Origin of the sequence: Streptomyces sp. NPDC005706, from assembly GCF_040631045.1 — a bacterium.
Taxonomy (GTDB): Bacteria; Actinomycetota; Actinomycetes; order Streptomycetales; family Streptomycetaceae; genus Streptomyces.
In genome coordinates this window covers 279,465-293,070 of sequence record NZ_JBEXYS010000002.1, presented here as the reverse complement: position 1 = coordinate 293,070, position 13,606 = coordinate 279,465, and the positions used below count along the sequence as shown (strand labels likewise).

Genomic DNA, 13,606 nt, shown 5'->3' with positions numbered 1-13,606 from the left:
CCGCCGCACCGGGCGAGCGAAACGGAGACCTACCGGAAAAGGGAAACTCGAAATGGACCCGGGCGCCCGGGCCGGCGAACTCGCATGTGAAGACAGATGTAATGCAGACCTCACATGTCCGCATTTCCCCGTATGGTCGCGCCGGCCACCCCCGTGTCGCCTGCTTGCAGATCCAGTGACTTGATCTTGCATGGTGAGACGGCAACTGTCAACCAAATCAAGCCGGATGGGATCGCGGAGTCCGGCCGAGCCACACCCCGACGAATCAGACATACGACCGCCAAATGCGGCAACATTCATGGTTGACAGGGGGTCACTTTGGACTACGCTCAGGCGAGTTCGTGGTCGTCTCAATGTCCGAGACTGCATTAGAGATTCTTCCGACGGTGTTCCGCCCGGACGGGAATGCCCTTGATGCTCCGACGCTCTGATGCTATTGCACCGTTTCCTTGGGGGTAGCTATTTCTACGCGCGTTATTGGCTTCAATCTGAGCCATGACAGCAGTGTGTGCTTGGTGGAAGACGGTGTGATTCGCTTCGCGCTGGCCCTCGAGCGCACCACCCGCGTCAAGCGCGGCACCGTCCCGTTGCACGCCTATGCGGCAGCCATGTCCGATCTGACCAACGAGATCCTCTCCGTCGCGGGTCTCACCGCCGGCGAGATCGACGGCTGGATCGCGACCTCGACCGAGTCCCGCGACCAGCGGGACGAGGCCAAGCTGCTCGGTGTGCTGGGGCTGGTCGCCCCGCAGGAACGTTGCCTCGCCCTGCCGCACCCCGGCCACCACCTGGCCCACGCCAGCGCCGCCTTCTACTCGTCGGGCTACGACGAGGCCGCGGCCCTGGTCATGGACTCCTACGGCTCCCGGATCGCCGGCGGCGGCCGCGAACGGGAGACGGCGTTCACCTTCCGCACCGGGCGGACGCCCGAGATCCTGCTGCGTGTCGTGCGGGACGCCGACCGCATCGCCGGCTACCGCCGCGACGGCGAGGTCTGGACCCCCGCGGCACTGTCCGGCGTCGGTGAGATCTACCGCGTGGTCACGCTCGCGCTGGGCTTCCGCGAGGCCGGCACCACGTACGACGACGCGGGCAAGACGATGGGCCTCGCCTCGTACGGCAAGCGGCTCAGCGACGACACCATGTTCTACGAGCTCGCGCCCGACGGCGGACTGCGCTTCGACCGGGCCGCCGAGTCCCTCGTCGAACTCGGCGTCGCCGTCCGCGAGGGCGACGAGCTCCGGCTGGTCCCGCGTCCGCCCCGGGCGCCCTACGAGCAGTTCCACTTCGACCTCGCGGCCCAGCTCCAGGCGGAGTTCGAGGAGGCCGTGCTGCACGTGACCCGGCATGTGCTGGCGATCGGCGGCACCCGCTCGCTGGTGACGTGCGGCGGCTCGTTCCTGAACTCGAGCCTGAACACGCGCATCATGCGCGAGACCGACGTCGAGCGGATGTTCGTCTTCCCGGCGGCGACCGACGACGGCAACGCGGCCGGCGCGGCGCTCTACGCCTACCACAACCTGATGGGGCTGCCCGCCCGGGCCACCCCGCCGATGCGGCACGTCTACCTCGGCCCGCCGCGGGTGACCGGCACCGACATCCAGGCCGTGGCGGACCGCTGGGGCCTGGAGACCCGTACGCACGAGGGCACCGAGGCGATCGCCTCCGCCGCCGCCGACGCGATCGCCCGGGGCGACATCATCGGCTGGTTCCAGGACCGGGCCGAGTTCGGTCCGCGATCGCTCGGCGCCCGGTCGATCCTGTGCCACCCGGGCATGCCCGGGATGAAGGACCGGCTGAACGCCCGGGTCAAGTTCCGCGAGGGGTTCCGCCCCTTCGCCGGCTCCGTGCTCGCCGAGCGCGCCGGCAAGTGGTTCGACATGCCCGCCGCCGAGAGCCCGTTCATGCTCATGGTGTGCCCGGTCCTCGAGGCGCAGCGGGAGCTCGTGAGCGAGGTCGTGCACGTCGACGGCACCTGCCGCGTGCAGACCGTCGCCGAGGACAACCCGGGGGCGTTCCGCGCGCTGATCGAGGCCTTCGAGGACCGGACCGGCCTGCCGATGGTCCTCAACACCTCGTTCAACCTGCGGGGCATGCCGATCGTGGAGCACCCCGACGAGGCGATGGACTGCCTGTACGGCTCGCGGCTCGACCGGCTGTTCATCGGCGGTCTCGAGGTCACCGCGCCGGACCTCACCGAGCTGCGTCCCGAGCGGCTCCAGGCGGCCGGCTCCCGCGGCTCCGTCGGGCTGCCCGCCACCGGTGAGCAGCGCGCGGCGGTGACGGTCAGGCCCGAGTGGGAGGGCGTCCTCGGCCTCGCGGACGGCACCCGTTCCATGCGGCGGATCGCCGACGAACTGGGCGCGGACGTCGAGGAACTGGTCGACTTCGCCCTGGACATGCGGCGGCACGGGCTGCTGCGCTGGGCCGGGCTGCCGCAGGCGAGTCGCCCGGTGTTCCCGCTGCCGCAGTACTCGCCGGACACCTCCGGGGGGTGAGCCGAACCGATGGGTGATCTCTCCGTGGCCGGGCCGCTGTCCTTCGCACAGCAGCGGCTCTGGTTCTTCGACCGGCTCATGCCCGGCAACCCCTTCTACAACCTCGCGTTCGCGCACCGGCTGACCGGACCGCTCGACGTGCGCGCGCTGGAGCGCGCGTTCACCGAGATCGTGGCCCGCCACGAGGCCCTGCGGACCAGGTTCACGGACGACGGCGGAGCACCGCGCCAGGTGATCGACCCGCCGTACGCGGTGACCCTGGACGTGGAGGACGCCGGGCGGGCGGAGGACCCGGTCGCGGAGGCCCACCGGCTGGCGGCCGACGAGGCGCGCGAGCCCTTCGACCTGGCGAAGGGCAGGGTGCTGCGGGTACGCCTGGTGCGCCTCGCCGAGGCCGACCACGTACTGCTGGTGACCCTGCACCACATCGCCGGCGACGGCTGGTCGCTGGGCGTCCTGCAGTCCGAGCTGAGCGCGCTCTACCGCGCGTTCGGCTCGGGCCGGCCCTCCCCGCTGCCGCCGCTGGAGATCCAGTACGCGGACTACGCGGACTGGCAGCGGTCCTATCTGTCCGGTGAGGTGCTGGCCGAGCGGCTGGAGCACTGGCGGGAGCGCCTGCTCGGCATGCCCGCCGTGCTGGAGCTGCCCGCCGACCGCGCGCGGCCCCCGATGCCCAGCCACACCGCCGGGGTGGTGCCGTTCGAGGTGCCCGCCGAGGTGGCGCACCGGCTGCGGGCGATCGGCACGGAGCGCCACGCCACGCTGTTCATGGTGCTGCTGGCCGCGTTCGACGCCGTGCTGGCCGGGTACACCGGCGGCACCGACATCGTGGTCGGCGTGCCGGTCGCGGGCCGGGACCAGGCCGAACTCGAGGATCTCGTCGGCTTCTTCGTCAACAACCTCGTGGCGCGGGTGGACTGCTCGGGCGATCCGACGTTCGGCGAGCTGGTGGAGCGGGTGCGGGCGGTGTCGCTCGACGCCTTCGACCACCAGGACCTGCCGTTCGAGCGGCTGGTGGAGGAACTCCACCCGGCGCGGGACACCAGCCGGAACCCGCTGACCCAGATCGGCTTCCAGCTCCTCCAGGAGAAGCACACCGGCCGCTCACTCGATCTCCCGGGCCTGGAGGCCGCGCCGTTCGGCGACCACGGGGCCACCATCCACCTCGACGTGGAGATGTGCTGCTGGGAGACCTCCGACGGGCTCTCGGGCGAACTCGTCTACGCGGCCGACCTGTTCGACCACTCGACCATGGAGCGGTTCGCACGGCACTTCGTCCATCTCCTGGAGCGGGTGGGCGCCGGTCTCCGGCTGTCGGAGCTGCCGCTCCTCACCGGCGAGGAGGCCCGCCGTCAGCTCGTCGAATGGAACGGCACGGAACGGGAGTTCCCGGACCTGACCGTGGTGCGGCTCTTCGAGGAGCAGGCCGCGCGGACCCCGCGGGCGGTCGCGGTGTCGTACGGGGACGCCGCGCTGACGTACGCGGAGCTGAACGCGCGGGCCAACCGGTTCGCCCGGCGGCTGCGCTCGGCCGGTGTCGGCCCCGAGGTGGTCGTCGGGCTGTGCGCGGAGCGCGGGCTGGACCTGATGGTGGGCATGCTCGCCGTCCTGAAGGCCGGCGGCGCCTATCTGCCGCTCGACCCGGAGTACCCGGCCGAGCGGATCGCCTACATGCTGGCGGACGCCCGCTGCCCGTTCGTGGTCGTGCAGCGCGGACTCGACGTCGGCGCCGGTGACGCCGAGGTCGTCCACCTCGACGCGGACGCGGACCGGGCCTGGCCGGCGCACGATCTCGGTCCGGGCACGCACCCGGACAGCCTCGCCTACGTCATCTACACCTCGGGTTCGACCGGCCGCCCGAAGGGCGTGGAGGTCCCGCACCGGGGTGTGACCAGCATGATCCGCTTCCAGAGCCGGGAGTTCGGGCTCGGTCCGCACTCCCGCGTGCTGCAGGTGGCGTCGATCTGCTTCGACGCCTCGGTGTCGGAGATCTGGATCACCTGGATCAGCGGCGGCGAACTGGTGCTCGCGCCCCGGCACCTGCTCGGCGGGGAACTCTCCGCCCTGCTCGCCGAACGGGAGATCACGCAGGTCGCGCTCGTGCCGTCGGTGCTGGCGACGCTGTCGGAGACCGAGCTGCCACGCCTGGAGACCATCCTCATCGGCGGCGAGGCCGCCACCCCGGCCGTCGTGAACCGGTGGTCGAAGGGGCGGAAGCTGTTCAACGTCTTCGGACCCACCGAGACCACGGTCAACGCCTCCTTCTTCCGCTGCGCCGGTGACGTCACCGCCGCGCTGCCGATCGGCCGGCCCGTCGACAACACGCGGCTGTACGTGCTGGACGCCCTGCTGCGCCCGGTGCCGGTCGGGGTCGCCGGTGAGATCTACGTCGGCGGTACCAACGTGGCCCGCGGCTACCTCGGCCGCCCGGAGCTCACCGCGTCGCGGTTCGTCGCCGACCCGTTCGCCGCCGACGGCTCGCGGCTCTACCGGACCGGCGACCTGGCCCGCTTCCTGCCGGACGGGAACATCGAGTTCCTCGGCCGGCTCGACGACCAGGTCAAACTCCGCGGTTTCCGGGTGGAGCTCGGAGAGGTGGAGGCAACGCTCGCCGAGCACCCCGCGGTCGGGCAGGCCGCCGTCACGGTCCGCGAGGACGGGCACGGTGACCACCGCATGTACGCCTACGTCGCCCCCGCCGAACAGGCGCGGGCCGAGTGGGCGGCGGGTGACCCGTCGGCGGCCGCCGAGCACGTCGCCGAACGGCAGCGGTTCTTCGACGAGGCCCACCGGGACGGCACGGCCGGCCGGCCGGCGAACCGGACCGCCCTGGACCGGATCGCGCCGCTGCGCCCGGACCGGCTGCTGGAGATCGGCTGCGGCGGCGGCGCGCTGCTGCGGGCGCTGTCGCCCTCGTGCGGCCAGTACGTGGCGACCGACTTCTCCTCGTCGGCGATCGACCTGCTGCGGTCCGCACCGGACCTCGCCGGCGGAACCCGGCCGACGCTGCTGCACCGGGAGGCGCCGGACTTCCGCGGTTTCCGCGACGGGTCCTTCGGGGCGGTCGTGATCGACTCCGTGCTCCGGCACTGCCCGTCGCTGGCCTACGCGGACGACGTCGTCGGTCAGGCGCTGGGTGCGCTCCGCGACGGCGGTGTCCTCGTCGTGACGGACATACCGGAGAAGCCGGCGGACGGCGAACTCGGCGTCGTACCGCGTTACTTCACGCAACTCGCCGCCCGGTGGCCCAGGGCCGCCGCGGTGGAGCTGGTCCAGGGCGACGGCGCCTTCGACGTGGTCGTCACGGCCGGCCCCGGACCGGCGACGGCGGACGGGTCCGGGCGCCCGGGCCTCGGCCGGGACCTGGCGAACGATCCGCTGGGTGCCAGGCGCGCCGAGCTGCTGGCGCGCGAGCTGCGCGAGTTCGTACGGGCCCGGCTGCCGGAGTACATGGTGCCGTCCGGGGTCCTCGTGCTGGACAGCCTGCCGCTGTCGCCGAACGGCAAGGCCGACGTACGGGCGCTGCCCGTGCCGGATGCCGGGCCGTCGTCGGGCCGGGCCCCGTCGGGGCCCGCCGAGGAGGCCCTGTGCGCTCTCTTCGCCGAGGTGCTCGGACAGGAGGCGGTCGGGCCCGACGACGCATTCTTCGACCTGGGCGGGCACTCGCTGCTGGCGCTGCGCCTGCTGAACCTCATCGGCGAGCGGCTCGGTGCGCAGATCACCCTCGGCGCGCTGTTCCAGCAGCCGACTCCCGCGGCGCTCGCCGGACTTCTCACCCACTCACGCCAGGAGGCATGACATGACCAATCCGTTCGACGACGAGGCCGGCGTGTTCTTCGTGCTGCGCAACGAGGAGGGCCAGTACTCGCTGTGGCCCGAGTCCATCGAGGTGCCGGCCGGCTGGACCGCCGTGCACGGCCCGGACGGCCGTCAGGCCTGCCTGGCGCTGATCGAGCAGGACTGGACGGACATGCGTCCGCGCAGCCTCGCTCTGGCGACGGACGCCGACCCGGCCGGCTGAGCCGGCGGGTGCGTCTCACGGAACAGGCCCGGGCCGGCCGCACGCCGCGTGGCACACGCCATCGCGTCGTGCGGCCGGCCCGTCGGCCGACACAGACACCGACGGGGGCCGCAGCGGTGGCCGGGGGAGAGACGGTATGACGGCGATCACGACCGAGGTCGCGGACGACAACGGCGGACCGGCCCACTGGAGGCGGGTACTGGCGGACGCGCCGCGGGAACTGGCCCTGCCGTTCGACCGGCCCCGGCCGCGCACCCCGGACCCGCGCACCGCGCGCGTCGCGCTGGACGTCGGGGCGGAGCTGCACGCCCGGGTCGGGGAACTGGCCGCCGCCGAGGGCGTGGCCCCGGTGACGGTGCTGCGGGCCGCGCTCGCCGCGCTGCTGTCCCGCCTGGGCGCGGGAACCGACATCCCGCTCGGCGGCCGAACCGCCGCGGGCGGCCGGATCGTGGTGCGGGCCGACCTCTCGGGCGACCCTTCCCTCACCGAGTCGCTGCGCAGGCTGCACGACGACGCGGGGACCGCCTCCCGGTACGGGGGCGCGGCCTTCGAGCGGGCCGTGGCGGAGCTCGCGCCGGAGCACTCGCCGGACGTCCGTCCGCCGTACCAGGTCGAGCTGGTCGTCGAGGAACCGGTGACGGCCGCGACCGGGACGGCGGCGGACGCGGACGCCCCCACCACCGACGAACAGCCCGTGAGTGACGGGGCGTTCCCGCCGTGCGACCTGTCCTTCCGCCTGCGGCCGCACCTCGGGGCCGACGGCGGGCCGGCCGGGCTGCGCGGCCTGCTCACCTTCGCGGCCGGCCTGTTCGACGAGGCGACGGCCGAGGCGCTCGCCCGGCGTCTCGTGCGGGTCCTGGGCCAGGCCGTGGCGCGTCCCGGCCTGCCGCTGAGCCGCGTCGAGCCGCTCGGCGAAGCCGAGTTGCACCGCCTGCTGGTGGACTGGAACGACACCGCGAGGAACGTGCCCGCGGCGACGCTGCCGGAGCTGTTCGAGGCCCAGGCGGAGCGCACCCCCGACGCCCTGGCGGTGGTCGACGGCCGGGTCCGGCTGTCGTACGGGGAACTCAACGCGCGCGCCAACCGGCTGGCGCGGCTGCTCGCCGGGCACGGTGTGGGCCCCGAGTCCCTGGTGGCGGTCTCCCTGGAGCGTTCCGCCGAGCTGGTGGTGGCCCTGCTCGCCGTCGTCAAGGCGGGCGGGTCGTACGTGCCCGTGGACCCGGCGTACCCCGCCGAGCACATCGCCTACCTGCTCGACGACGCCGGTCCCGCCTGCCTGATCACCACCGGTGCCCTGCGCACCGGCACGGTCGGCGCCCCCGGCACCACCACCGTCGTGCTGGACGACCCGCCGACCGAGGCCGCCCTGCTCGGCCACCCCGGCACCGACCTCGACCCGGCGGAGCGCACCGCCGGGCTGCGGCCGGCGCACCCCGCCTACGGCATCTACACCTCAGGCTCCACCGGCCGTCCCAAGGGCGTGCTGGTGACGCACGCGTCCGTGGACCGGCTGGTGCGCCGGACCGGCTACCTGGACATCGGCGCCGGTGACGTGGTCGGCCAGCTCGCCTCGCCGTCCTTCGACGCCACGACGCTGGAGGTGTGGGGCGCCCTGCTCAACGGGGCGGTGCTGGCGGTCGCGCCTCCGGGCGTGCTGTCGGTGGCAGAGCTGAAGGAGTTCACCGCAGGGCACGGGGTGACCGTCCTGTGGCTGACGGCGGGCCTGTTCCACCAGGTGGTGGACACCGACGTGACCGCCCTGCGGGGGCTGCGCCATCTGCTGGCGGGCGGCGACGTGCTGTCGCCCGCGATGTGCGCGGCCGTCGTCGCGGCGCTGCCCGGCGTCCGGCTCTCGAACGGGTACGGGCCGACCGAGAACACCACGTTCACCACCACGCACGACGTGCGCGGCACGGACCTCACCGCCTCGGGCACGGTGCCCATCGGCAGGCCCGTCTCCGACACCCGGGTGTACGTGCTGGACACCGCGCTGCGGCCGACGGCGCCGGGTGTGGCGGGTGAGCTGTACGTCGCGGGGGCCGGTCTGGCGCGGGGTTATCTGCGCCGCCCGGGGACGACGGCGGAGCGCTTCGTCGCGAATCCGTTCGGCGAGCCCGGCGAGCGGATGTACCGCACCGGGGACGTGGTGCGGTGGACGACCGGGGGCGTGCTGGAGTTCCTGGGCCGTGAGGACGGCCAGGTCAAGCTCCGGGGCTTCCGGATCGAACTGGGCGAGGTCGAGGCGGCGCTCGCCGGTCACCCCGGGGTGGGGCGGGCCGCCGTGGTGGTGCACGAGTCGGACTCCGGCGACAAGCGGCTGGTGGGCTACGTGGTGCCGCGCCCGGGGGCGGCGGGCGTCGAGGCGGCGCAGGTGCGGGCCTTCGTCGCGCGGCGGCTGCCGGAGTACATGGTGCCCGCCGCGGTCGTGCCGCTGGCGGAGCTTCCGCTGACGGTCAACGGCAAGCTGGACCGCCGGGCCCTGCCCGTGCCGCGGTTCGCCCCGGTGACGGCCTACCGGGCGCCGGGCTCGGTGCGGGAGAAGGCCCTGTGCGAGATCTTCGCGGACGTGCTGGACGTGGAGCGGGTCGGTCTCGACGACAACTTCTTCGAGCTGGGCGGGCATTCGCTGCACGTCACCCAGATCGTGTCCCGTGTCCGGCGGGAGCTGTCGGTGGAGCTGCGGCCGCGGGTGGTCTACGACATGCCCACGGTGGCGGGCGTGGCCGAGCGGCTCGGCGCGGCCCGGCCGGCGCCGCCGCCGATCGTCCGGCGCCGCTCCGGGTGAGAACCGGGTGGACGGGACGGCGCGCCGCCGCCCGCGTGAGGTGATCCCCACGCGGGCGGCGGCGCTCGACGTTCCCCGGGCCGCTCAGCGACCGGTGCGGTCGCCCGCTTCGGCCAGCGGCGCCGGCGCCGAGGGCTCCTCCAGCAGGTTGTGGTCCTCGGGCCCGACCAGCCGGCGCAGCAGGACGCCGGCCATGCCGGTCGTGACGACCGCCATGACGACCATCTGCGAGTAGAGGCTGTTGTCGAGCATCCCGATCTGCAGGCCGACACCGAGCACGATGAGTTCGGTCAGCCCGCGGGTGTTCATCAGGGTGGCCAGGACCGCCGAGTGCCGCGAGGTCATCCCCTGGGTCCGCGCGGCGAGGTAGGTGCCCGCGACCTTGCCGAAGACGGCGGTGAGCACGATCAGCAGCAGTTCCAGCAGTCCGCTGAAGCCCATCGTGCTGAGGTCGACCTTGAAGCCGGAGACGACGAAGTAGACAGGCAGCAGGAAGGCGGTGCCCGTGTGGGAGTGCTGCATCAGCTCCTCACGGGCCTTTTCGGTGGCCTTCCGGGGGACGACCAGACCGTACAGGAACGCCCCGAACACGAAGTGCAGACCGATCAGTTCGGTCACCGCCGCCGAGGCGAACAGGCCGGCCACCACTGTGATGAAGCGCGTCACGGTCAGCGGGACGGCCTCGCCGTCATGGGTGAGCAGCCGCTTCAGCAGCGGCCTGACGACGAAGGCGAGCAGCCCGGCGAAGGGCACCACCAGCGCGGTCGTCCAGTGGGCGGAACCGCCGCCGCCCACCATCGCCTGGACGATCGCCAGCATGGTCCAGGCGGCCAGGTCGCACGCCGCGGCGGCGGACAGCGCGATCGAGCCGACCAGCGTCCGGTTCATCCGCCGGTCCACGAGGATCCTGGCGAGGACCGGGAAGGCCGTGATCGACATCGCCACGCCGAAGAACAGCACGAAGCCGAGGTGGTGCTCGCTGTGGTGGGTGCCGGCGAGGTGCAGGGCCAGCAGGGAGCCGAGCCCGAAGGGCACCAGGGCCGCGCTGAGCGCGGTGACACCGGTCACCCGGCCGAAGCCGCGCAGCCGCCCGTAGTCGAACTCCAGGCCCACCACGAACATGAACAGGGCCAGGCCGACGTTGGCCAGGGCGCTCAGGTACGGGCGGAGGTCCGTCGGGAACAGCGTGTCGGACAGGGAGCCGTGCAGGAGCGTGGGCCCCAGGAGGATGCCGGCGACTATCTCGCCGAGCACCGCCGGCTGTCCGAGCGCGCGGGCGGCGCGGCCCGCGAGCTGGGCCACCAGGAGGATGAGAGCGAGGTCGAAGAACAGCAGCGCCACTTGGTTCTGGGTCATCTGCCCTCTCTTGGGGGGGAGTCGGTCAGAGCGAGGGCACGGCGCCGCCGTCGCACCGCAGCGCGGTGCCGGTGACGTAGGAGGCGGCCTCGCTGCACAGGAAGGCCGCGACGGCGCCGAACTCGTCCGGCTGCCCGTACCGGCGGGCCGGGATGGCCGCCTGGGCCCGCGCCGCGAACTCCTCCACGCCGATGCCCTCGCGGGCGGCCCGGTAGGTGTTCATCTGGACCGTGCGCGCGGTCTCGATGCGCCCGGGGAGCAGCATGTTGACCGTGACTCCGTCGCCCGCGACCTCGGTCGCGAGGGTCTTGAGGTATCCGCCCAGGGCGGCCCGGCCGATGTTGGACAGCGCCAGGCTGGGGATCGGGGTGACGACACCGATCGACGCGAGGGACAGGACGCGCCCCCAGCCGCGTTCCCGCATGCCCGGCAGGACCAGGGACACCAGCCGCTGGTGGGGCAGGACCAGGGACTCCATCGCCGCGACGATGTCGGTGTCACCGATGTCCTGCGAGCCGCCGGGGGGCGGTCCGGGACTGTTCAGGACCACGATGTCGGCCGGCCCGAAGGCCTCCTCGGTGGCGGCGACCAGCCGGGCGGGCCCGTCCGGCGCCACGAGGTCGATCTCGACGCCGATCGCCTCGGGGAGCTGGGCGGCGATCTCCTTGGCGACGTCCCCGCGCCGCCCGCAGACCACCACGCGGGCCCCTTCGGCGGCGAGGGCCCGTGCGGTGGCCTCACCGAGTCCGGCGGTCGAGGCGCAGACGATCGCGACGCGCCCTCGGATACCAAGGTCCATGGGTTTGATTACCTCCTGGGCATAGGTGAAGAGCCGATTCCGTGCGTAAGGCTCGGTTCGGGTACGGAAGTCGGCTCGGGGGAAGGGAAATCGGTTCCGGTCGTCCGGTCGGTACGGAAGGCGCCTCGGGCGAGGACGGGGGCCGGCGCGGTGGGAGTCCGCGTCAGCCGACGTCCATCACCACGGTCTTCGCCTCGGTGAAGAACTCACGGGAGTGGCCGCCGCCCTCGCGGCCGACGCCGGAACGGCCGAAGCCGCCGAAGGGTGAGCGCAGGTCGCGCACCCAGAAGCAGTTGACCCAGACGTTGCCCGCCCGCAGCCGTCCGGCGACCCGGTGCGCGCGTGCCAGTCGGCTGGTGAACACCATGGCGGACAGGCCGTAGGGGGTCGCGTTGGCGATGCGTACGGCCTCCTCCTCGGTGTCGAAGGGGTGGACGGTGACGACGGGTCCGAAGACCTCCTCCCGGCAGATCGCCGCGTCGGGTGCGGCGCCCACGACCACGGTCGGGGCCACCCACCAGCCGTCCCGGGGGCCTCCGGTCAGCAGTGTGGCGCCCTCCTCGGCGGCCCGGCGCAGATGCCCGGTGACCTTGGCGTGGTGCTCCTCGGAGGCGAGCGGCCCGATGTCGGTCCCCGGGTCGCGGGGGTCGCCAAGGCGCAGCTGCTGCGCCCGCTCGACCAGCGCCGCGACGACCCGGTCGTGCACGCCGCGCTGGACCAGGACGCGGGAGCCCGCGAGGCAGATCTGGCCGGCGTTGGAGAAGGCCGCGTCGGCCGCGACGGCCACGGCCCGGTCGATGTCGGCGTCGTCGAAGACGACCGAGGCGCCCTTGCCGCCGAGTTCGAAGCTGACGGCCCTGACCCCCGCGGCGGCGGATCGCATGATCGCCTCTCCGGTGCGGGTCTCCCCGGTGAAGGTGATCAGGTCGACGCCCTGGTGGGAGACCAGGGCCTCCCCCGCGCCCGCGGGTCCGAGGCCGTGCACGACGTTGAGCACGCCGGGCGGCAGACCTGCCTCCAGGGCTAGTTCGGCGAGCCGGGTGGCGGAGGCGGGGCTCTGCTCGGCGGGCTTGAGGACGACGGTGTTGCCGTAGGCGAGGGGCGGCGCGATCTTCCACGTGGCCTGCATCAGCGGGAAGTTCCAGGGGGAGACCGCGGCCACCACGCCGGCCGGTTCGTGGCGGGTGTAGATGTGGTGGCCGGGGTGGCCCGGGAACGAGGCGTCGGCGGCGAGGCGCGCGTCGTCGGCGAAGAAGCGGAAGTTGGCCGCGCCCCGCACCACGTCGTTGTCCCGCGTGGCCGTGAGCGGGCGCCCCATGTCGCGGGTGTCGAGCAGGCCCAGTTCGTCCGCGTGGGCCAGCAGCACGTCGGCGAAGGCGTGCAGGACGCGGGACCGCTCCGCCTGCGTCATCCGGGGCCATGGGCCCTCGTCGAACGCGTTACGGGCGGACGCGACCGCCCGGTCGACGTCCACCGCCGAGCCCAGGGCCACCTCGGCCCAGGCCGTACGGGTGGTGGGGTCGACCGAGACCATGGTGGCGCCGTCGGCGGAGCCGGTGGTCCTGCCGCCGATGACGTGGCCGAACCACTCGGGCCCGGTCATGACGCGCCGTTCCGGTGGGTGGGCGCCGCCGTCACGACTCGACCTGGACGATCATCTCGATCTCCACGGCGAAGTCATGGGGCAGCGCGATCGCGCCGATGGCCGAGCGCGCGTGCCGGCCCGCCTCCCCGAACAGCTCGACGAGCAGGTCGGAGGCCCCGTTGATGACCTGCGGGCCACGGTCGAAGCCGGGTTGGCAGTTGACGAATCCGAGCAGCTTCACGATCCGCTTCACGCGGTCGAGCGAGCCCAGTTCCTCCCTGACCAGGGCGAGCAGGCGCAGCGCGGCCTCGCGGGCCGCCAGCCGGGCGGTGTCCTCGTCGATGTCGACGCCGATCTTGCCCCGGATGTCGTGGCTGCCCTGTCCGGACACGAACAGCAGGTCGCCGACGCGCACGGTGCTCAGGAAGTTTCCGGTCCGCCCGGGAGCGTGCGGGAACGTCAGTCCCAGCTCCTCGAAGCGCGCCTCCGCCGATGCGGTGTCAGTACTCAATGTGGAACCTCGGTCGTGTGTGGGCGTCGCGGCCGCGGGGGCCGGGTCATG

At 73.1% G+C, this 13,606-nt stretch carries 8 protein-coding genes; 4 read left to right on the top strand and 4 right to left on the bottom strand.

The window, feature by feature from the left end; translation table 11 throughout:
- Positions 1–527 precede the first annotated feature (527 nt).
- The 4 genes from ABZ478_RS04890 (at position 528) to ABZ478_RS04875 (ending at position 9,304) form a co-directional block, all read left to right on the top strand.
- On the top strand, positions 528–2,498 hold the full coding sequence (locus ABZ478_RS04890; protein WP_359545410.1) for a carbamoyltransferase C-terminal domain-containing protein: 1,971 nt from the start codon (positions 528–530) through the stop codon (positions 2,496–2,498).
- Positions 2,499–2,507: 9 nt separating this feature from the next.
- Positions 2,508–6,296: an amino acid adenylation domain-containing protein gene (locus ABZ478_RS04885; protein WP_359545408.1), complete on the top strand. Its 3,789-nt coding sequence runs from the start codon at positions 2,508–2,510 to the stop codon at positions 6,294–6,296.
- A gap of 1 nt (position 6,297) precedes the next feature.
- Complete coding sequence (locus ABZ478_RS04880; protein WP_359545406.1) at positions 6,298–6,519, top strand: MbtH family protein; 222 nt, start codon at positions 6,298–6,300, stop codon at positions 6,517–6,519.
- Positions 6,520–6,655: 136 nt separating this feature from the next.
- Positions 6,656–9,304, top strand: a complete 2,649-nt coding sequence (locus ABZ478_RS04875) for an amino acid adenylation domain-containing protein (RefSeq protein ID WP_359545404.1) — start codon at positions 6,656–6,658, stop codon at positions 9,302–9,304.
- A gap of 84 nt (positions 9,305–9,388) precedes the next feature.
- Here ABZ478_RS04875 and ABZ478_RS04870 read toward each other — a convergent pair whose 3' ends face one another.
- From ABZ478_RS04870 to ABZ478_RS04855, 4 genes are all read right to left on the bottom strand, one after another.
- The gene (locus ABZ478_RS04870) at positions 9,389–10,660 is read right to left on the bottom strand and encodes a cation:proton antiporter (RefSeq protein ID WP_359545403.1); all 1,272 of its coding nucleotides are present in this window, start codon (positions 10,658–10,660) and stop codon (positions 9,389–9,391) included.
- A gap of 25 nt (positions 10,661–10,685) precedes the next feature.
- Positions 10,686–11,459 (bottom strand): SDR family oxidoreductase, encoded by a 774-nt coding sequence (locus ABZ478_RS04865; RefSeq protein WP_359545401.1) that lies wholly within the window; start codon positions 11,457–11,459, stop codon positions 10,686–10,688.
- A 163-nt stretch (positions 11,460–11,622) separates the two neighbouring features.
- A complete protein-coding gene (locus tag ABZ478_RS04860) occupies positions 11,623–13,062 on the bottom strand; it encodes an aldehyde dehydrogenase (protein WP_359545399.1) in 1,440 nt (479 codons plus the stop codon).
- A 31-nt stretch (positions 13,063–13,093) separates the two neighbouring features.
- Positions 13,094–13,555, bottom strand: coding sequence for a RidA family protein (locus ABZ478_RS04855; protein ID WP_359545397.1), 462 nt, complete (start codon positions 13,553–13,555; stop codon positions 13,094–13,096).
- Positions 13,556–13,606: the final 51 nt, after the last annotated feature.